At 65.5% G+C, this 20,882-nt stretch carries 20 protein-coding genes; all 20 read left to right on the top strand.

Going from position 1 to position 20,882, the window contains the following annotated elements; all coding sequences use genetic code 11:
* Positions 1-27 precede the first annotated feature (27 nt).
* The 20 genes from QMF22_RS11390 to QMF22_RS11295 all read left to right on the top strand — a co-directional run bounded on the left by QMF22_RS11390 (position 28) and on the right by QMF22_RS11295 (position 20,879).
* Complete coding sequence (locus tag QMF22_RS11390; protein WP_283453612.1) at positions 28-405, top strand: SCO2097 family morphological protein; 378 nt, start codon at positions 28-30, stop codon at positions 403-405.
* 285 nt (positions 406-690) lie between these two features.
* Positions 691-1,122 (top strand): division/cell wall cluster transcriptional repressor MraZ, encoded by a 432-nt coding sequence (gene mraZ, locus QMF22_RS11385; RefSeq protein ID WP_283453610.1) that lies wholly within the window; start codon positions 691-693, stop codon positions 1,120-1,122.
* Positions 1,123-1,221: 99 nt separating this feature from the next.
* Positions 1,222-2,193: a 16S rRNA (cytosine(1402)-N(4))-methyltransferase RsmH gene (rsmH, locus tag QMF22_RS11380; protein WP_502846944.1), complete on the top strand. Its 972-nt coding sequence runs from the start codon at positions 1,222-1,224 to the stop codon at positions 2,191-2,193.
* Positions 2,190-2,756, top strand: coding sequence for a cell division protein FtsL (gene ftsL / locus QMF22_RS11375; protein WP_283453608.1), 567 nt, complete (start codon positions 2,190-2,192; stop codon positions 2,754-2,756). The genes rsmH and ftsL overlap by 4 nt, the downstream gene beginning before the upstream one ends.
* 27 nt (positions 2,757-2,783) lie before the next feature.
* Positions 2,784-4,601, top strand: coding sequence for a peptidoglycan D,D-transpeptidase FtsI family protein (locus QMF22_RS11370; RefSeq protein ID WP_283453606.1), 1,818 nt, complete (start codon positions 2,784-2,786; stop codon positions 4,599-4,601).
* A 15-nt stretch (positions 4,602-4,616) separates the two neighbouring features.
* Complete coding sequence (locus QMF22_RS11365) at positions 4,617-6,161, top strand: Mur ligase family protein (protein WP_283453604.1); 1,545 nt, start codon at positions 4,617-4,619, stop codon at positions 6,159-6,161.
* The gene (locus QMF22_RS11360; RefSeq protein WP_283453602.1) at positions 6,162-7,586 is read left to right on the top strand and encodes a UDP-N-acetylmuramoyl-tripeptide--D-alanyl-D-alanine ligase; all 1,425 of its coding nucleotides are present in this window, start codon (positions 6,162-6,164) and stop codon (positions 7,584-7,586) included.
* Positions 7,583-8,674 carry a phospho-N-acetylmuramoyl-pentapeptide-transferase gene (mraY, locus tag QMF22_RS11355; protein WP_283453600.1) on the top strand — a complete coding sequence of 364 codons (1,092 nt, stop codon included), beginning with the start codon at positions 7,583-7,585 and terminating at the stop codon, positions 8,672-8,674. Before QMF22_RS11360 ends, mraY begins: the two co-directional genes overlap by 4 nt.
* Positions 8,674-10,158: a UDP-N-acetylmuramoyl-L-alanine--D-glutamate ligase gene (gene murD / locus QMF22_RS11350; protein WP_283453598.1), complete on the top strand. Its 1,485-nt coding sequence runs from the start codon at positions 8,674-8,676 to the stop codon at positions 10,156-10,158. The genes mraY and murD overlap by 1 nt, the downstream gene beginning before the upstream one ends.
* Positions 10,159-10,364: 206 nt before the next feature.
* A complete protein-coding gene (gene ftsW / locus QMF22_RS11345) occupies positions 10,365-11,549 on the top strand; it encodes a putative lipid II flippase FtsW (protein ID WP_283453596.1) in 1,185 nt (394 codons plus the stop codon).
* Positions 11,546-12,637, top strand: a complete 1,092-nt coding sequence (locus tag QMF22_RS11340) for a UDP-N-acetylglucosamine--N-acetylmuramyl-(pentapeptide) pyrophosphoryl-undecaprenol N-acetylglucosamine transferase (RefSeq protein WP_283453594.1) — start codon at positions 11,546-11,548, stop codon at positions 12,635-12,637. Before ftsW ends, QMF22_RS11340 begins: the two co-directional genes overlap by 4 nt.
* A gap of 60 nt (positions 12,638-12,697) precedes the next feature.
* On the top strand, positions 12,698-14,119 hold the full coding sequence (gene murC / locus QMF22_RS11335; protein ID WP_283453592.1) for a UDP-N-acetylmuramate--L-alanine ligase: 1,422 nt from the start codon (positions 12,698-12,700) through the stop codon (positions 14,117-14,119).
* A gap of 295 nt (positions 14,120-14,414) precedes the next feature.
* Positions 14,415-15,338, top strand: a complete 924-nt coding sequence (locus QMF22_RS11330) for a cell division protein FtsQ/DivIB (protein ID WP_283453591.1) — start codon at positions 14,415-14,417, stop codon at positions 15,336-15,338.
* A 295-nt stretch (positions 15,339-15,633) separates the two neighbouring features.
* Entirely contained in the window at positions 15,634-16,845 is a 1,212-nt protein-coding gene (gene ftsZ / locus QMF22_RS11325; RefSeq protein WP_092339767.1) for a cell division protein FtsZ, read from the top strand.
* A gap of 92 nt (positions 16,846-16,937) precedes the next feature.
* On the top strand, positions 16,938-17,654 hold the full coding sequence (locus QMF22_RS11320) for a YggS family pyridoxal phosphate-dependent enzyme (protein ID WP_283453589.1): 717 nt from the start codon (positions 16,938-16,940) through the stop codon (positions 17,652-17,654).
* 35 nt (positions 17,655-17,689) lie between these two features.
* Entirely contained in the window at positions 17,690-18,232 is a 543-nt protein-coding gene (locus QMF22_RS11315; protein ID WP_283453587.1) for a cell division protein SepF, read from the top strand.
* Positions 18,233-18,240: 8 nt separating this feature from the next.
* Entirely contained in the window at positions 18,241-18,543 is a 303-nt protein-coding gene (locus QMF22_RS11310) for a YggT family protein (RefSeq protein WP_283453585.1), read from the top strand.
* A 149-nt stretch (positions 18,544-18,692) separates the two neighbouring features.
* Entirely contained in the window at positions 18,693-19,304 is a 612-nt protein-coding gene (locus QMF22_RS11305) for a DivIVA domain-containing protein (RefSeq protein WP_283453584.1), read from the top strand.
* Positions 19,294-19,932, top strand: a complete 639-nt coding sequence (gene lspA, locus QMF22_RS11300) for a signal peptidase II (RefSeq protein ID WP_283453582.1) — start codon at positions 19,294-19,296, stop codon at positions 19,930-19,932. The genes QMF22_RS11305 and lspA overlap by 11 nt, the downstream gene beginning before the upstream one ends.
* Positions 19,929-20,879, top strand: coding sequence for an RluA family pseudouridine synthase (locus tag QMF22_RS11295; protein WP_283453580.1), 951 nt, complete (start codon positions 19,929-19,931; stop codon positions 20,877-20,879). The genes lspA and QMF22_RS11295 overlap by 4 nt, the downstream gene beginning before the upstream one ends.
* Positions 20,880-20,882 lie beyond the last annotated feature (3 nt).

Below are 20,882 nucleotides of genomic sequence, written 5' to 3'. Positions count from 1 at the left end.
CTCGATCCCGTAACTGGAGGGAATGAGATGCCGCTTTCGGAACAAGAGCAGCGACTCCTTGAAGAGATGGAGCGCAGCCTCTATCACAACGATGCCGACTTTGTCGCCAGCGTTGGAGTGTCCAGGCTTCGCCCGAACTATCGTTCCATCGCGATCGGCGTACTGCTCGCCGTCGCCGGTATTGTCGCACTCATCGCGGGTGTAGCCATTGCGCAGCTGTGGCTTGGAATTCTCGGCTTCATCGTCATGTTCGGCGGTGTGCTTATCGCTGTGACGCCCGGCAAGGCCATTCGTTCGATGCCTGGACCATCGTCACCCAGTCGCCGCCCGGCGCAGGCAAAGTCCAACCAAGGTTTCATGGATCGATTGAACGACCGGTGGGACCGCCGCCAGGATGGTCAATAGCGGCTACTTGCGCTAGCCCCCGCCCCCTCCACTGGGCACCAATAACTCAATAAATCGCTGTGCTGTAGGGCCGATCATCTGATCGGCCCTTTTTTGGTGTCCAAAAATGAGTCGAAAGCATCCATTCTTAGATTTATCGATCCATTTCCCTCCACCCTTAGTCCCCAGTGATTTCGCGTCAATTTGGCAATTAGTTCTGAAAATAGGCGCAAATGCCTAGGTTGGTGGTTGAAGGTGGAGTAAAGTGGAGCCACACCTGAATCTGGCCGGAAGAAAGGGGTGAGCGTGTTCCTTGGCACCTACGCCCCCCGGCTCGACGAAAAAGGTCGCATCATTCTTCCCGCGAAGTTTCGGGAAGAACTCTCCACCGGTGTGGTGATGACGCGGGGGCAGGAACACTGCATCTACGTGTTCAGCACCCGCGAATTCGAAACCCTGCACGACAAGATCCGCCAGGCGCCCGTTACGAGCAAGCAGGCTCGCGACTACCTCCGGGTGTTCCTGTCGGGCGCAAGCTCGGAAACACCCGATAAACAAAACCGCGTCACCATCCCCAGCAACCTCCGCAGCTATGCGGGGCTTGACCGGGAACTGACCGTCATCGGTGCTGGCAGCCGAGTCGAGATTTGGGACAGCGAAGCGTGGGCCACATACCTCGCCGAGCAGGAAACCTCGTACGCCAACACGACGGAGGAGGTGATTCCGGGACTCTTCTAGCCCCTGACGCCTGACTCCCAGCCGTTTTTGCCCTGACACACTTCCCCGGTGCCAGGACGAAATGGAGGGGAATCAGACCTCACGGACTAGCCCGGCATTATGGCCAGTAACGAAATTCCGAGCAACAAAATTCATACCCCGGTACTGCTCGAACGCTGCGTCGAACTGCTCGCTCCGGCTCTCACGAAGCCTGGTGCAGTGCTCGTCGACGCCACACTCGGCATGGGCGGCCACGCCGAAGCGATCCTGTCGCGCTTTCCCGAACTGACACTGGTCGGCCTCGACCGCGACACCGAGGCTCTCGCTATCGCCGAAGAGCGCCTCAAGGGATTCGCAGGCCGGGTGCACCTCGTGCACACCGTCTACGACGGTATCGGCGATGCGCTCGACGGACTCGGCATCACCGAGGTCGCCGGCGTCCTCTTCGACCTCGGCGTCTCCAGCCTCCAGATCGACCGCGTCGAACGCGGTTTCTCCTACTCCAAGGATGCCCCGCTCGACATGCGCATGGACGGCACAGCAGGACTCACCGCCGAGAGCATCCTCGCCGACTACAGCGAACGCGATCTCAAGCGCATCTTCCAGGACTATGGCGAAGAGAAACTCTCGGCCCGGTATGCCAAGGCCATCGTCGAAGCCCGCGAAACGACACCGTTCGTGCGATCGGCGCAACTGGTAGACGTGATCACCAAGGCCACCCCGGTCGCCATCCAGCGTCTCGGCCACCCGGCCAAACGCGTGTTCCAAGCGCTGCGCATCGAGGTCAATCAGGAGCTGGCCGTGCTCGAACGGGCCATTCCGGCTGCGCTAGACCGAGTGGAGGTCGGCGGCCGCATCGTCGTCATGGCCTACCAGTCACTCGAAGACCGCATCGTCAAGCGGGCACTCGCCGCGGCATCCGGCTCCACAGCTCCGGCCGGACTGCCGGTGGAACTGCCCGAACACAAGCCGTTGTTCACCCTCCTGCTCCGCGGTGCCGAACTGGCCTCCGACGAAGAAAAAGCACTCAACCCCCGCGCGACGCCGGTTCGGCTGCGCGCCGCTGAACGACTGAGAAGGGCCGCCGCATGAGCGACAACCTGGCACGCGTCTCTTTTTCCCTCGAACCTGAACCGTTTGAGACCAGCGCACCGGCACGGCGTGGGTTTCGCCTGGTCTCGCCCACGCCGAGCAGCCGTGCCCGCCCGCGCATCTTCTACGCCCTCACCGCGGTAGCAGGCATGGCCGCCATCATGGTTGCCCAGCTGCTGCTGAGCGTCGGCATCTCCCAGGGCGCCTATGAAATCTCCAGCCTGCAGTCGAGCCAGTCGGAACTCGGCCGCACGGCCGCCAGCGTGAGCGAAGACCTCGTACGGGTATCCTCACCGCAGAGCCTCGCCGCCAACGCTGAGGGCCTCGGCATGGTCAGCAACTCCAACCCCGTCTACCTGCGCCTGTCTGACGGCGCTGTTCTGGGCGCTCCGGCCTCGGCGTCGGGCTCGCGGGCCGGAGCGGCCAGCCTTGTCCCCAACGCCCTGCTGAACGGCAGCACCCTGCTGTCACAGCTTCCGGCGGATCCGGCGGCCGCCGGTGCTGTTGCGATCACGAGCGCACCGGTAGTTCCTGCGGGACTCGCGGCGCCCACTACCCGATAGTTTCCGTGAGTCGACCATGATGGGCAGATGAGCGTGCGCAATACCCGAAGCAGTAGTGCCCGAAACAACCCGACCAATTCGCGGTCCAGCCGTCGCCGCACCCTTGTCACCATCCTCGTGCTGTTCGCCGTCATCTCCGTGTTCCTGGTACGCCTGGTCGATATCCAGGTCGTGCAGGCCGATTCGCTCACCAAAGACTCGGTAGGAAACCGCTCGGTCGGCCAGGTGGTCTACGGTTCCCGCGGCGAGATCGTCGACACCAATGGTGTCGTGCTGGCCGGAACGGTCATGCGCTACAACATCACCATGTCGCCCGTGAACGCGACGCCCTTCAAACGAACCGTCGACGGCAAGAAGGTCGAAATCTCGGTAGCCGACGCCGCCGCCGAAATCGGTGCCGCCACCGGCCAGACCGGCGACGCCATTCTGCTGACCATCTCCACCGCCCTCGAGGCAAACGCCGAGGCCAACTTCGCGTACATCGCCCAGAAGGTCGACGTCGACGTGCTGCGGGCCGTGCAAAACCTGCACATTCCCTGGACCTACTCCGAGAACAGCCCCAGTCGGGTTTACCCGAACGGCGCCGTCGCCGGCAATATGCTCGGCTATCTGTCGGGGGAGGGTGTGCCGCAGGCCGGCCTCGAATCCGGGCAGGACGCCTGCCTGGCCTCGACCAACGGTAAGGAAACCTACGAAAAGGGTGCCGACGGCGTGCGGATCCCCGGCAGCAGCGTCACGAGCGCCGTCGCCGTCGACGGCGGCGACGTCGTCACCACCATCGACTCTGACCTCCAGTGGTTCGTGCAGCAGACCCTCGCGGCACGCGCGCAAGAAACCGGGGCGGCCTGGGCGACCGCGGTCGTGCTGGACGCCAAGTCCGGCAAGCTCCTCGCCGTTGCCGACTACCCCTCCGTCGACCCGAACGCTGTCGGCGCGACCGAAGACCCCCAAGACCGCGGGTCACGGGCATTCACCCAGTCCTTCGAACCGGGGTCGACCTTCAAAGCACTCACCGCGGCATCCGTTCTCGATTCCGGCGTCGCCACCCTGCAGACCGGAATCGTCGCGCCCTACCGGTATCTGCCGGCCAACGGCGCGAACATCAATGACAGCCACTCGCACCCGGACCAGAACATGACCCTCACCGGCGTGCTGATCGACTCGAGCAACACCGGCATGTCCAAGTTCGGTGAGAAACTCACCGACCAGCAGCGCTACGACTACATGAAGGCGTTCGGCGTTGGCACCCCGACCGAAACCGGCTTTCCGCGTGAAGACGGCGGAATCCTGCACCCGGTCGACGAGTGGGACAACCAGACCAGCTACGCGACCATGTTCGGACAGGGCCTGACAACGACGGCGCTCCAGGTCGCGAGCATCTACCAGACCATCGCCAACGACGGTGTCCGGATGCCGGTACAACTGGTCGAGGGCTGCCGTCAGGCGGATGGCACCATGACTAACGTTCCCGATACCACCGGCACCCGGGTGCTGTCCGAGACGGCGGCGAACGACACCAGCGACGTGCTCGAGATGGTGTACCAGAAGAGCTGGGTGTCGAGTAAATGGAACATTCCCGGCTATCGGGTCGCCGCGAAGACCGGTACCGCGCAGATGCCGGACGGCAAGGGCGGGTACTCCAATGGGTACCTGGTGTCGGTGTCGGGCTTCGCTCCGGCCGACGATCCGCAGTATGTCGTCTCGGTCAGCATCGCCGACCCTGTTAAACTGAACACATCTGCCGCACCGGCTCCGGTCTTCCAGGAGATCATGAGCCAGGTGTTGAAAAAGTACCGGGCGGTTCCCTCGGGCGCGACTGCGCCTGACCTCCCTTCCACCTGGTAAGAAAGCGAGCCCTGCGTGTCTGAATTGGCGCCGTCGGCTCTCCGTCCCGAGCACCCCGTTCCGCGGTCGTTGTCGGGATTGGTTGCCGAATTTGATCTGGAACTACGTGGAGACATCGACGGACTCGAAGTCACCGGAGTGAGCCTGAGCTCGCGCACGGTGCAACCGGGCGACCTCTACGTCGGCGTTCCTGGAGCACACCTGCATGGCGCCACCTTCGCCGCGGCGGCAGCCGAGGCTGGAGCAGTGGCGATTTTGACCGACGAGGCCGGAGCGCAGCTCGCTGCGGCCAGCGGTCTGCCGGTTTTGCTGACACCGGATGCCCGTGCCGCGCTGGGCGCCGTCGCCGCGTGGATCTACCGCACCGACGACAACCCGGCGACCCTGTTCGCCGTCACCGGCACCAACGGCAAGACCAGTGTCGTCTACCTACTGTTCGGCATTCTGAACCAGCTCGGTGTCGTCTCCGGACTCACCTCCACCGCAGAACGCCGTATCGGCGATTTGGCCGTCACGAGTTCGCTCACCACGCCGGAGGCCAGCGAACTGCACGCTTTGCTGGCCCGCATGAACGAGGCCGAGGTGCGCGCCGTCGGCATCGAAGTCTCGGCGCAGGCCCTCAGCCGCTACCGGGTCGACGGCCTCGTCTTCGATATCGCCGCATTCACCAACCTCAGCCACGACCACCTCGACGACTACGCCGCCATGGACGACTACTTTCAGGCCAAGCTCGAGCTGTTCCAACCCGACCGCTCGCACCGCGGCGTGATCACCGTCGACACCGACTGGGGCCGCCGCCTCGCCGACGAATGCCGCATTCCGGTGACGACCATCACCAACCGGGCCGATGTCGACGCCGACTGGCGCATGACCGTGGTCGGTGAAACCGCGTCCCACACCGACTTCGTACTCGATGGTCCAGACGGTCGCCGCCTGCACACCCGGGTGCCGCTGCTCGGCTGGTACATGGCCGCCAACGCCGCCCTGGCCATCGTCATGCTGGTCGAGAGCGGATTCGACCTCGGCGCGATCCAGCACACGCTGAACCGCGACGGCGGCATCGTCGCGTTCATCCCCGGGCGCGCCGAGCGCATCTCCGGCGACCTGGGCCCCCTCGTCTACATCGACTACGGGCACAGCCCCGATGCGTTCCTCAACACCCTCGCGGCCCTGCGCAAGTTCACGCCGGGCAAGCTGATCATGCTGTTCGGCGCCGACGGTGACCGCGACACCACGAAACGCGCCGATATGGGCCGAATTGCGGCCCAAGGCAGCGATATCGTGGTCGTGACCGACTTTCACCCACGATTTGAAGACGCTGCGAGCATCCGCGCCGTACTGCTGAAAGCAGCCCGCGAAGCCGTGCCAGACGGCGAGTTCTACGAGGTGGCAAACCCGCGTGCGGCATTCCGTACGGCGTTGTCACTGGCACACGAAGGAGACACCATTCTGTACGCCGGCCCAGGCCACGAGGACTACCACGAGGTACAAGGCGTGAAACTGCCGTATTCGGCCAGGGATGACTCCCGCCAGGCGCTGCGCGACGCTGGGTGGCTGTAAATGATCGCCCTCTCCCTGGCTGAGATCAGCCAGGCCGTCGACGGTGCGCTGCACCTCAACGGCGCTACCACCGCTGCTGACCGGATCGACGGATCGGTGCAGACCGACTCCCGCTTGATCGAATCCGGCGCAATCTTCGTCGCCAAGCCCGGCGCCGCCACCGACGGGCACCTGTTCGCTCCGGTCGCCGTGGCGCAGGGTGCCGCACTGCTTATCGTTGAGCGACTGCTCGACCTGCCGGTCAGCCAGATCGTCGTCGCTGACGCCGTGGGCGCTCTCGGCGCACTCGCCTCCGCCGTTGTCGCCCGGGTGCGCGCTGAGGGAGCGCTCAAGATCGTGGCGGTTACCGGTTCCAACGGCAAGACCACGACGAAGAACCTGCTTCGCAGCATGCTCGAACGGGTCGGCCCCACCGTCGCCCCGCGCGGCTCCTTCAACAACCAGGTTGGCGCGCCGATGACGATGCTCGAGGTGAAGGCTGATACGCGGTTCCTGGTGATTGAGATGGGTGCCAGCAGCGAGGGCGCCATCGCGCACCTCGTGCGGCTGGCCCGCCCCGACGTCGGCATCGTACTCACCATCGGCCTCGCCCACGCCGGCGAGTTCGGCGACCTCGACGCCACCGTGCGCGCCAAATCCGAAATGGTCACCGACCTCTACCAAACGGATGTCGCGGTGCTGAACGCCGACGACCCCCGCGTCGCGCACATGGCCGCGCTCACCCCCGCCCGCATCGTTCGCTTCGGCCAGTATGGTTTGGTATCCGGCGACCAGGTCGACGTGCGCGCGAGCGACCTGCACTCCGGCCGCGCTGGTTCCACCTTCACCCTGCACCTGGCGAGCGGGCAGAGCGCCCCGGTCGTATTCCCGGTGCTCGGTGAGCACCACGTCATGAACGCCCTCGCCGCGGCTGCCGCCGCCGAGGTACTCGGGGTACCGCTGAACGATATCGTCGCAGCCTTAGAGGCGACCACGCGGGCCGAACGCTGGCGCATGGAGGTGCTCGGCGGCAAAGATGACATCACCGTCATCAACGACGCCTACAACGCGAGCCCCGACTCGATGAGCGCAGCGCTCAAGACGCTCGCCCAGATCGGCACTCCAGGACGCCGCACCATCGCGGTTCTCGGCGAGATGGCTGAACTCGGCGAACTGGCCGGTGAAGAGCACGATCGCATCGGGCTGCTCGCCGTGCGTCTGAACATCTCCCAGATGATCGTGGTCGGCCCTGCCGCCCGCCGCATGCACATCAGCACCATCAATGAAGGATCGTGGGACGGCGAATCGGCCTATGTCGACACGCCGGACGAAGCCTTCGAACTCGTGCGCACCAGCGTGAATCCGGGGGACACCGTGCTCGTGAAGTCATCCAACTCTGCAGGTCTGCGATTCCTCGGCGATCGACTGGGAGATTTGTTCTCGTGAGAGTCCTTCTGCTGTCCGGAGCGTTTTCGCTCGCGTTCACCCTATTTCTGACCCCTCTGTTCATTCGCCTGTTCAAGAAGTTCGGCTGGGGCCAGTTCATTCGCGACGACGGCCCCAAGAGTCACCACGCCAAGCGCGGCACCGCCACCATGGGCGGCATAATCATCATTGTGGGCGTGCTGATCAGCTATTTTGCCGCCATGCTGATCGAACAACGACCGTTCACGCCGTCGCCGCTGCTCGTTCTGTTCATGATGGTGGGCCTCGGCCTGGTCGGGTTTCTCGACGACTTTCTGAAGACCCGCAACCAGCGCAGCCTCGGGCTCGGCGGCTGGTCCAAGGTACTCGGGCAGGTCATCGTGGCCGGCGCCTTCGGTGTGCTGTCGCTGCAATTCGTCGACCGCAACGGCCAGGCCCCCGCCTCGACCAGCATCTCGTTCATTCGCGACCTGCCGCTGGACTTCATGAAACTCGGTACCTTCATCGGCATCGCCGTGTTCCTGCTCTGGATCTGCCTGATCGTCGCGGCGACCTCGAACGGGGTCAACGTAGCCGACGGCCTCGACGGGCTCGCCACCGGGGCCTCCATTTTCGCCATCGGTTCCTTCGTCGTGATCGGCTTCTGGCAGTCCAACCAGAGCTGCTTCGGGGGGGCGGATGCCTCAGACCAGTTCAAGTGTTACCTCGGTCCCGACTCCTTCGACCTCGCCATCGTCTCCGCGACCATTGTCGGCGGGCTGATCGGGTTCCTCTGGTGGAACACCTCGCCGGCCAAGATCTTCCTCGGCGACACCGGCTCGCTCGCCCTCGGCGGTGCCCTGGCCGCCCTCGCCATCCTCAGCCGCACCGAACTGCTCCTCGTTCTCATCGGCGGCCTGTTCGTGATGGAAGCCGGATCCGTGATCGTGCAGCGCGCGTACTTCAAAATCACCCACGGTAAACGCATATTTCTGATGAGTCCGATCCATCATCACTTCGAACTCAAAGGCTGGGCCGAAGTCACGGTGGTCGTGCGGTTCTGGATCATCGGTGGCCTGCTCGTCGCCGCCGGTGTCGGCTCGTTCTACCTCGAGTGGCTGTCTCGCTGATGAGTGACGTTGATCGTCTGAACACACTCACCAGTTGGCACGCCGACTGGAAGGGCCTGCGCGTCGCCGTGCTCGGCCTCGGAGTGACCGGTTTCGCCGCCGCCGATACCCTCGCCGAACTCGGCGCCGACGTGCTCGTGCTCGCGTCGCCCGGCCCCGACGAACGGTTCGACCTGCTCACGGTGCTCGGCGTGCCCTTCGTGCAGGCTGACCTGCGCGAGGTGCCCGCTGAACTCTCGGCGCAGCATCCGCACGTGATCATCGTCTCGCCCGGCTTCCACCCCGACCACCCGCTGCTGGCGTGGGCGTACGAGAACGGCGTGCCGGTCTGGGGCGACATCGAACTGGCCTGGCGGCTGCGCGACAAGGTCGGCTCGCCTGCCGAGTGGATGCTCGTCACCGGTACCAACGGCAAGACCACCACCGTGCAGCTCACCGCCACCATGCTCGCCGCCCACGGCAGCCGCGTCGCCCCCTGCGGCAATATCGGTGTGCCGGTGCTCGACGCCATCCGCGATCCCGCCGGCTGGGACGTGCTCGTCGTCGAGCTGTCCAGCTACCAGCTGCACCACCTGCCGCTGAGCGGTCCGGGCGCCCTGCGGCCCTGGGCAAGCCTCTGCCTGAACATCGCCGATGACCACCTGGACTGGCACGGGTCGGCCGAGGCCTATAGAGCTGCCAAGGCGAAGGTCTACCAGAACACGGCTGTCGCCTGCGTCTACAACACGGCGGATGCCGCGACACTCGCGATGGTGCAGGACGCCGAGGTGCAGGACGGCGCTCGCGCGATCGGTATCGGCCTCGGCGTGCCCGGACCGAGCGAACTGGGCATCGTCGACGGCATCGTCTGCGACCGCGCCTTTCTCGAGGACCGGTTCGAACGCGCCCTGGAACTGACCACGGTGCCTCACCTCGTCGCCGCCGGACTCGGCGCCCCGCACGTGATCATGGACGTGCTCGCCGCGAGCGCCCTCGCCCGCTCGTACGGCGTGCTGCCGGCCACCATCCACACGGCGCTGGAGACCTTCCACCTCGACGCCCACCGGATCGAGACCGTCGCCATCGGCGATGGCGTCGAGTGGGTCGACGATTCGAAGGCCACCAACCCGCACGCCGCCGACGCCTCGCTGGCCGCCTACGAGTCGGTGGTCTGGCTGGTCGGCGGGCTGCTGAAGGGCGTTGATATCGACCAGCTCGTGCAGAAGCACGTCGGCCGGTTGCGCGGCGCGATCATTATCGGCGTGGATCGCCTGGCATTACGCCAGGCATTCGCGCGACACGCCCCCGACCTGACCGTGTATGAGATCGACCCGGACGACACTGAACTAGTCATGACCCGGGCGGTGCGGCTGGCCGCCGAACTCGCTCGCGCCGGTGATACGGTGCTGCTGGCACCGGCCGCCGCATCGATGGACCAATTCGAGAGCTATGTCGAACGCGGGCGGCTTTTCAATCAGGCAGTACACGACTTTTTGGGCAGGTGACGCGGATGGTACAGGTGCCGCGTAACCCCTCCTCTCGCACCCGGCCGGTCACGCAGGCCCAGGCGTCGGCCGCCGGCTCCCGGCCTACCGCCGGATCACGATCCGTGTCCGAACCACGGCCTGCCTCCGGTTCCCGTGCCGCTGCGGGGCGCCCGCCCGGGGCGCCCGAAAAACCGGCGGCAACGGACGGGCCGGGTGGACCACAGGTGCGGATCAACCTCGGCCGGGTGTTCAAGTCCGAGGGCGGCAACTACTTTCTGCTGCTCGGCACCACCCTGTTTCTAGTCATCTTCGGGCTCGTCATGGTGCTGTCGTCGTCGTCGGTGGACTCTTTTCTGGCCGACATGGGCTTCTTCGGCGGACTGCTGCGTCAGGGCATGTTCGCGCTGATCGGTATTCCGCTCATGCTCGTGGTCAGCCGACTGCCGCTCGCGTTCTGGCGGCGCGTGGCCTGGCCGGCGATGCTCATCACCTGCTTCTTTCAGTTTCTGGTGGTGGCCACCGGACTCGGCCGCGGCACCGGCGGTAACACCAACTGGCTGAACATCTTCGGCATTCAGTTCCAGCCGTCCGAGGGCATCAAGGTGGCGCTGGTCATCTGGCTCGGTGTGATCCTGTCGAAGAAACAGCATCAGCTCGACGACTGGAAGCACGTGTTCATCCCGGTGTTCGGGGTGGGCGGCGGTGCCGTGCTGCTGGTCATGATTGGCGGCGACCTCGGAACAGTGATGATCATGGCCGGCATTCTTTTTGGCGCCCTGTTCTTTGCCGGGGTCAAACTGCGCCTGCTCGCCGTGCCACTGCTGGTCGGTGTCGGTGGTGCTATCGTTCTGGCCATTGCCAGCCCGAACCGGCTGACCCGCATCATGAGCTTTCTCAACGAGGGCTGCACCGAGCTCAGTGGCGAGATTTCGCAGAGCTGTTGGCAACCGCTGCACGGCACCTGGGCGCTGGCCAACGGAGGCATCTTCGGCGTCGGCCTCGGCAACTCCAAGGCGAAATGGTCCTGGCTGCCGGCCGCCGACAACGATTACATCTTCGCCATCATCGGCGAAGAGCTCGGCCTGATCGGCTGCATCGTCGTGCTCGGTATGTTCATTCTGCTGGCTTTCGCTTTCTTGCGCGTCATGCGAACGGCCACGACCGTGCAGGCCAAGGTCTCCACGGCCGCCGCGATGGTCTGGATCATCGGCCAGGCCTTCGTCAACATCGGCGTGGTGCTTGGAGTGTTCCCCGTGTTGGGCGTACCGCTGCCGCTGATCTCGGCCGGTGGCACCGCTCTGCTCACCACCCTGGTCGCTATCGGTATCGTGCTCTCCTTTGCTCGCGGCGACCGCTCGAGCGAACCCCAGAACGATTTCACCGATTCCATTGAGGCTGACCTGGCATGACCACGTACCTTCTGGCGGGCGGCGGAACCGCCGGCCACGTCAACCCCCTGCTCGCCGTCGCCGACCGCATCCGTTTTCTTGACCCGGATGCCACGGTGCTGGTTCTCGGAACCGCCGAGGGCCTCGAGGCTCGCCTGGTTCCCGCGCGCGGCTACGAACTCATCGTCGTCCCCCGGGTGCCGTTTCCGCGCCGCCCGAATCGGGGTGCCCTGCGCTTTCTACCGCGCTTCAGCGCCGCAGTGAGACTGGTGAGAGACGTCATCAGCTCTAGGCACGTCGATGTCGTCGTCGGTTTCGGCGGATACGTGTCCACACCGGCCTACCTCGCTGCCCGGCGAGCCGGAGTGCCCATCGTCATTCACGAGGCCAACGCCAGGCCCGGGCTGGCAAACAAACTCGGCGCTCGCTTCACCCGGCACGTCGGAGTCGCCTTCAGCGGCACGCCAATTCGGCACGCCCGGTTCGTGGGCATGCCGCTGCGGCCCGAAATCGAAGAACTCGACCGGGTGGAGGCGCGGCCCGCGGCGCTGGCATTCTTCGGCCTCGCACCGGAACGCCCCGTGCTGCTCGTCACCGGTGGGTCCCTCGGCGCTCGCACACTGAACGCCACAATGGTCGACTCGGCGTGGGAGATCGTCGCCGCCGGCTGGCAGGTGCTGCACATCACCGGGGCGAAGGCCGAGGTCGCCGACCCCGAGCTGCCGGACTACCACATGCTGGAGTACTGCGACCGCATGGATCTCGCCCTCGCCGCCGCCGAATTCGCCGTGACCCGCGCGGGAGCAGCCACGGTGAGCGAACTCTGCGCGCTCGGTATTCCGGCCGTCTACGTGCCCTATCCGGTCGGCAACGGTGAACAGCGTTTTAACGCCGCGCCCGTGCTGGCAGCCGGAGGGGGCGTGGTGATCGCTGACGCGGACTTCGTGCCCGCCTTCGTTCAGGGTGAGCTGGTGACCCTGTTGGGTGACCGGGCGCGGCTGGACGTGATGGCGCGGGGGGCGGCATCCGTTGGAGCGCGCGACGGAACGGCCCGCATGCTCGACCTGGTGCAGGGCGCGCTCGCGCCCGTCGGGCGTTCGCACGCGTAACGTAGTTCCCGCAGCATCCGTTTTATTTGCTTCTAACTGCTATCGAGAAAGAGCACAACCGTGATCGCACCAGACCTCACTCTGACCATTCCCGACCAGCTCGGACGTGTGCACTTCGTGGGCATCGGGGGATCGGGCATGAGCGGTATTGCTCGTCTGTTTTTGAACCGGGGGTACACGGTCACCGGTTCCGACTCGAAGGACTCGCCCAACGTCACGGCGCTGCGTGATCTCGGTGCAACCGTGTTCATCGGGCACGATGCGTCCAACGTCGGTGACGCCGACACGCTCGTGGTCACCGGAGCGCTTTGGCAGGACAACCCCGAGTACGTGCTCGCGAATGAACGCGGCCTTCCGGTGCTGCACCGGGCGCAGGCCCTCGCCTGGCTCATCCGAGCGCACCGGCTCGTGGCGGTGGCCGGCGCGCACGGCAAGACCACCTCCACCGGCATGATCGTCACCGGTCTGCTCGGCCTCGGACAGGACCCCAGCTTCGTCAACGGCGGTGTGATCGAATCGCTCGGGGTCAGCTCCGCGAGCGGCACCGACGACCTCTTCGTGGTCGAAGCCGACGAATCCGACGGCTCCTTTCTGCTGTACCACACGGCGGTCGCCCTGGTCACGAACGTCGATCCAGACCACCTCGACCACTACGGCTCCCTCGAAGCTTTCGAGGCCGCCTTCGTCGCATTCAGCCGCAACGCTACGGAGCTCGTCGTGATCTCCTCTGACGACGTCGGCGCGGTACGGGTCACCGGGGCCATCACCGCGGGCCTAAGCGCAGCGGATGCCGCCGCCCGCGTCATCACGTTCGGCGAGCACCCGGATTCCACGGTACGCGTGCACTCCATCACCACCACCGGTCCGGTCAGCTTCAGCGTCGCCTGGCAGGGTCAGGATTACAACGCCACCCTGCGAATCCCCGGCAAGCACAACGCCATCAACGCGGCCGGTGCCTTCGCCGTTCTGGTCGGCCTCGGTTTCGACCCGGCGGCCAGCCTCGACGCCATCGCCGGCTTCGGCGGCACCCAGCGCCGGTTTGAACTTCACGGCACGGTCGGCGGAGTCAGCGTCTACGACGACTACGCCCACCACCCGACCGAGGTCGCCGCAGCCCTGGCCGCCGCACGCACTGTCGTTGGTGAGGGTCGCATCATCGCGGTGCACCAACCGCACCTGTACAGCCGCACCCGTCTGTTCGCGCAGGAATTCGCCGAGACCCTCGAAGCCTTCGCAGACCAGACCATCGTGCTCGGCGTCTACGGTGCCCGCGAAGACCCTGAGCCCGGGGTCACCGGAGCGCTCGTCTCCGAGCGGTTCCGCGACCCGTCCCACGTCGCCTACGTGCCCGACTGGCAGGATGCCGCCGATTATCTCGCCAGCATCGCCCGCGACGGAGACTTCGTCGTGACCCTCGGCTGCGGCGATGTGAACCGCATCGTGCCCCAGCTGCTTGCCTCGCTCGAAAAAGTACGCGGATGAGGCGGCGGTGAGGCGGCCGGCCGGCTTCGACCGACCGAACGAGCCGCAGCGATCGCGCCCGGCTGCGCCGGCCGCGACCCCGGCCGCGAAATCGCCGCGCGCCAAGCCGGCAGTGCCGCCACTCGCCGAATCTGACGACGCTCCGGCGCCAGCCCGACCGCCGAGGAAACGGGCACCAGCGCCAGCGAAACGGACTCCAGCACCGGAGAAGCCGAGGAAAGCGCGCGGCGGCGGCCCAGCTCTCAAATCAACGCCGAAACCCTTTGATCCCTCCGACACGACGACGGAACCGATAGTGCTGGCCGGGGGAGGCGCATCCGCTTCGCCGGTCACTGTCAAACCGGTGCCGAGCCCAGCGTCTGCCGACAGAACGCGTGACGCCTCAGCGCCATCGTCGGCACGGGCGGGCATCAAGGCAGAGTCGCCCGCTGAGGCCTCCGGCGGCACGGCTGGCGCCCGAGCGGCCCGGTCGGTGCTGCGGGCGGCCCAGCGCGCCCGCAAACGCTTCGAACGCGCCGAGGTTCGACGGTTCACCGGACGCACCCGGCGACGGCGAACCGCGTGGATTCTCGGAGTCGGCTCGATCGTGCTTGCCTTCGGGCTCATTATCGGGGCTGCTTACTCACCGTTGATGGCCCTGCGCACGATCGAGGTCGTCGGCACCAGCCGGATTCCGGCGGCGGATGTGTCAGCGGCCCTCGCCGATCAGCTCGGCACCCCCCTGCCGCTTATCGACAGCGCGGTGGTCAAGGGCGAACTGTCGACGTTCACGCTCATCCAGAGCTACGTCACGGAGAGTCGCCCGCCCGGCACACTCGTGGTGCGCATCGTCGAGCGGGTACCGGTTGGCGTGCTGACCGGCCCGACCGGATTCGACCTGGTCGATGCCGCCGGTGTCGTCATTGAGACGACGCCGGAACGCGCGGCCGGCTACCCGCTGATCGACGCCCCGGACGGCATCTCCAGCGCCGGATTCAAGGCTGCCGCCGCGGTCCTCGCCGTGCTGCCGGAGAGCATCCGCACCCAGTTGGACTCGGTCACCGCGGTCACCACCGACGACGTCACCCTGAGCCTGCTCGGCGGGGAACGCGTGGTCTGGGGCAGCCCGGAAAAATCCGAGTACAAGGCCGTCGTGCTGGCCGCCCTGCTCGTGGGGCACCCAGCTGGCACTGTGAATGAATACGACGTCTCCTCGCCCGACAGCGCCGTGCTGCGCTGATTTTCGGCGTCCTCCTCGCGACTCTGCCCGAAACGGATGCGCGCTACGGTAACCGCCGTAACGGCCACGCGTTTCGGGCGCGGTCACGGGCAGTACGGGCTCGCGGGACCCTAAATGGGCGTGAAGTGTGGGCCTGCAACGGGTCGCGGCAACGGATTCTTCGAGTTCTTCGCGACACGCGGGCGCGCCTCCCCAGCGACGCGTCGCGCCCGCATACTTTCGTAATCAGGAATTGCATACTCAGCATAACTTTAAACTTCGACTAGAGGTTTAGGGTTCCACCCGGAGGCCGGACGTGTCAAACAATCAAAATTATCTAGCCGTCATCAAGGTTGTCGGCATCGGCGGTGGCGGCGTCAACGCCGTCAACCGCATGATCGAATTGGGCCTCCGCGGTGTCGAGTTCATCGCCATCAATACGGATGCTCAGGCCCTGCTCATGAGCGACGCCGACGTCAAGCTCGACGTCGGTCGTGACCTCACCCGCGGCCTCGGTGCCGGTGCTGACCCCGAGGTGGGTCGCCGCGCCGCTGAGGACCACGCCGAGGAGATCGAGGAAGCCCTCGCCGGGGCCGACATGGTCTTCGTCACCGCCGGCGAGGGTGGTGGCACCGGAACCGGTGGCGCCCCCGTCGTGGCCCGCATCGCCAAGTCGATCGGCGCCCTCACCATCGGTGTCGTCACCAAGCCGTTCGGCTTCGAGGGCAAGCGTCGCCAGGCCCAGGCCGAGACCGGTGTCGCCTCGCTCAAGAACGAGGTCGACACACTCATCGTCGTGCCCAACGATCGCCTGCTCGAGATCAGCGACCGCGGCATCAGTATGCTCGAAGCCTTCGCGACCGCCGACCAGGTGCTCCTCGCCGGTGTGCAGGGCATCACCGACCTGATCACCACCCCCGGCCTGATCAACCTCGACTTCGCCGACGTGAAGTCGGTCATGCAGGGTGCTGGCTCGGCCCTCATGGGCATCGGCTCAGCTCGCGGCGCCGACCGTGCCATCAAAGCCGCCGAACTCGCCGTCGCGTCGCCCCTGCTCGAAGCCTCGATCGACGGCGCGCACGGCGTGCTCCTGTCGATTCAGGGTGGATCCAACCTCGGTATTTTCGAGATCAACGACGCCGCCCGCCTGGTGCAGGAAGCCGTGCACCCCGAAGCCAACATCATCTTCGGTGCCGTCATCGACGACACCCTGGGTGACGAGGTGCGGGTCACCGTCATCGCCGCCGGCTTCGACGGCGGCGAGCCCGGCGCGAAGGCGGTCGAGGTTCGGCGTGCCGACCTCGTCGCGGCTGGTATCGCGGCCGGTGCCGGAACGGCGGCGGCGGGAGCTGCGGCATCCGCCGGCAGCGCCACGGGAACCCCCGCGACCGACTCGGGCAGCTACAGCGACGGCGAGCTCGCGGCCTCCGTCTGGGGCGGCTCGGACGCCGGCAACGGCGTGACCGTTGCCGACCCGGCCTTTGAAGAAGAGGCCGACGACCTGGACATTCCCGACTTCCTCAAATAAGTCGCGTTTGCAGCAGTCCCGGGGCCGACGCCCAAAATGTCGACCCCGGGCGCACTGCCTTAATCGCCCGTAACGAACAGAGCAGCATGAGTATGGCATTTCCTGACGCGGCGGCCGAACCCGCACCGGGCACGACGGCACCGAGCGATCTGACCACGCGGCTGCAGGCCGTGCACGGTGGCGTCGACGATGCCGCACGGGAGGCTGGCCGCGACCCGGCCGACATCACCACGATCGTCGTCACCAAGTTTCACCCGATCTCCCTGATCGAAGAGCTCTACGCCCTGGGCGTTCGCGACCTGGGGGAGAACCGGCATCAGGAGGCGCAGGGCAAGGCAGCGTCGCTGGCGGGTCTCGACCTCGTCTGGCACTTCGTCGGTCAGATTCAGGGCAAGAAAGCGCGCCAGGTGCGGGCCTATGCCAACGTCATCCACTCGATTGATCGAGAGTCCCTGGTGACCGCTCTCGGCTCGGAGGAATCGAACGTTGACTGTTTTATTCAGGTCAACCTCACGGATGACCCGGCTCGCGGCGGCGTGGATCCCGCGAACCTGCCGGCCCTCGTCGACAGCGTTCAGGCCACACCGGGCCTCGTCCTCCTCGGCCTTATGGCCGTGGCGCCACTCGGCGCTGAACCGCGACGGGCTTTTGCCCAGGTGCGCGCGCTCAGCGAACAGATCCGCGGCCAGGCCCCGGACGCCACCGCACTGTCCATGGGCATGAGTCAGGACTATGCGGCGGCCGTGCTCGAAGGGGCGACACACCTAAGAATTGGCACGGCAATCACCGGCAATCGCCCGGTGCTCTAATAATCTCGAAGTAGCAAACCAACACGGAGGTCGACATGTCCAACCCGCTCAAGAAAACCATGGTCTACCTGGGTCTGGCAGACGAAGAGCTGGAGTACCAGGCACCCGCCGGTACCGGCAATTCCAACAGCGGCTCCAATAACGATGCCGCTGCCAATCACGCCGGTGCCAATCACGTCAGTGCCGTTCCGGCACGCGGGCACGACAGCAATGCGGCCCACCACGACGCCGGTCGTGCACCGGTGACCCCCCTGCGTAAGACTTCGACCCCCCAGAATGTGGCTGCGTCTGAAATGAATGAGATTCTCACGGTTCACCCCCGCGCCTACAAGGACGCCCAGGTCATCGCCGAGTCCTTCCGCGAAGGCATCCCGGTCATCATCAACCTGTCGCAGATGAGCGACGGCGATGCTCGCCGCCTCATCGACTTCGCGAGCGGCCTGTCCCAGGGGCTGTACGGCAAGATTGAGCGCGTCACCGCCAAGGTCTTCCTGCTCTCGCCGTCCCACGTCGTCGTCTCCGGCGACAGCACCAACGAAGAGGGCGCTGAAGACAGCTCCTTCTTCGCGCAAGGCTAGACTTAAGTGTGACTGGTCTATCAATTCTGGGGAATCTTCTCTATTTCGTGTTCTTCATGTACTTCCTCGTGCTGTGGGGTCGATTCATCATCGACCTCGTGCGCGGTGTCAACCGGGCTTGGCGCCCACAGGGTGTCCTGCTGGTATTCGTCGAACTCGTCTACACGCTGACCGATCCGCCGGTACGTTTCTTCCGTCGTCTGGTTCCGCCGCTTCGCATCGGGCCCATCGCTTTGGATTTCGGTTTCACACTGACGATGCTTTGCTGCATCGTCGGCATGACCGTGGCAGGAATAATACAACGCGCCTAGCGGGGCATGTATCCTTGTCGGACGACTGGTTCGCCGTGAGTCCTGTACTTGCTCGTCGGCAGCCCCTAGTCAACAAAATACTTGAGCCAATCATGGGCTTGAGTCAGTCAAATGTTCACAATAAATACAAGTTTTGAGGGTGGAAAGCCATGGCGCTAACTCCGGAAGATGTAGTCAACAAAAGGTTCCAGTCGACCAAGTTCCGTGAGGGATACGACCAGGACGAGGTCGATGACTTTCTCGACGAGGTCGTTGTCGAACTGCGTCGCCTGACCAAGGAGAACGAGGAACTGCGCGGCCAGGTCGGCGAGGGCGTCGCCCCGGCAGCTGAGGCCGCTCCGGTCGCTGCCGTCGTCGCTGAGCCCGTCGTGGTCGAACCCGTCGCCGCTCCGGTTGCCGCTGTCGCCGCCGCACCGATCGACGAGACGGCTGGCACGACCAACCTGCTGCAGCTGGCTCGCCGCCTGCACGAAGAGCACGTCAAGGAAGGCGCTGAGAAGCGCGACGCACTGATCGCTGAAGGCCACGCCACCGCCGCGCGCGTCATCGCCGAAGCCGAGACCCAGCAGCGCGTTCAACTGCAGAAGCTCGACCAGGAGCGTTCAACGCTCGAAGGCAAGATCGACGAGCTGCGTACGTTCGAGCGCGAGTACCGCCTGAAGCTCAAGAGCTACATCGAGGGCCAGCTCCACGACCTCGACGCGACCTCGGTCGACGCCGGCAACGCGCCGAAGCCCAGCTTCCAGGGCTTTGGAGCATAGGGCCCGAACGAAGAAGCGTTCGCGAGCGCTTATCGTTCTAGCCCTCGTCGCGCTGAGCGTTTACGCGCTCGATCAAGTCAGCAAGTACCTCGTCGTCGCTTCGATGACCGAGGGTTCCGTGATTCGGGTTCTGAACGACGTTCTGCAACTGCACTTCGTTCGGAACCCGGGCGCGGCGTTCTCCCTGGCCAGCGGATCCACCTGGATCTTCTCCATCATCGCCGCCGCTGTCGTCGTTTTCATCGCCTGGTTTGCCCGGCGCATCCACTCGTTTACCTGGGGTCTCGTCTTCGGACTGCTGCTCGGCGGAGTGCTCGGCAACCTGACCGACCGGCTTCTGCGCGAACCCGGCTTCGGGGTCGGGCACGTCGTCGACTTCATCTCCACACCGTGGCTGCTGCCGGCGATCTACAACGTCGCCGACATGGCCATCGTTAGCAGCATGGTCATCTTCATGATCCTGACCATTCGCGGCATTGGCCTTGACGGCAACAAGGTCGTGGCCGACAGCAAGACTGCCACCCCCATACTGAAACAAACGGATGCTGTGACCCCCGATACCACCGCCAGCGACACCGTTGCCCCCAGCCGCGAACGACCGGCCCCCGAGGCTGAGGCCCGGCCATGACTGCATCCCTCGACCTGTCAAGCCCGCCGGAGCGGCGTTCGCTGCCCCTGCCGGACGGACTTGAAGGCGTGCGCGTCGATGCCGGCCTGGCCAAGCTGTTCGGCTTTTCCCGCAGCTTCGCCGCCGAGGTGTCGGAGGCCGGTGGCGTCTTACTCGACGGCACTGTGGTGGGCAAGTCCGATCGTTTACGGGCCGGTAGCTGGATTGAAGTGACCTGGCAGCCCAAGCAGCCTCTACGTGTCATCCCCATCGCGGTTCCCGACCTCACCGTTGTGCACGACGATGAGAGCATTATCGTGATCAACAAGCCGGCCGGAGTCGCCGCGCACGCGAGCGTCGGCTGGACCGGACCGACCGTACCCGGTGCTCTCGCCGCCGCGGGTTTTCGCATCGCTACCTCCGGTGCCGCCGAGCGCGCGGGAATCGTGCACCGCCTTGACGTGGGCACGAGCGGCCTCATGGTCGTCGCCAAGTCGGAGACGGCCTATGTGGCGCTCAAGAAGGCGTTCCACGACCGCGAGGTCGAGAAGATCTACCACACGGTCGTGCAGGGCCACCCCGACCCGCTCACCGGAACCATCGACGCCCCGATCGGCCGCCACCCGCGGTCGGATTGGAAGTTCGCGGTCATGGCCGACGGCAAGCCCTCGATCACCCACTACGAGACCCTGGAAGCCTTCCCCTTCGGTTCCCTGCTCGAGGTGCACTTGGAGACGGGACGAACCCATCAGATTCGGGTGCACATGACGGCCCAGCGGCATCCGTGTGTCGGCGACGCGATGTACGGTGCCGATCCGTCGATCACCGCCCGGCTTGGGCTGAAACGCCAGTGGCTGCACGCCAAACAGCTGGCGTTCACCCACCCGGACAGCCACGAGTGGGTCACCTACAACGCCGACTACCCGGCCGACCTCTCGCACGCCCTCGCGGTGCTGCGCGGAGATTGACCG

Source organism: Cryobacterium sp. PH31-L1, from assembly GCF_030063145.1.
Taxonomy (GTDB): domain Bacteria; phylum Actinomycetota; class Actinomycetes; order Actinomycetales; family Microbacteriaceae; genus Cryobacterium.
The sequence above is the reverse complement of the archived record's forward strand: the minus strand, read 5'-3'. Positions and strand labels throughout refer to the sequence as shown.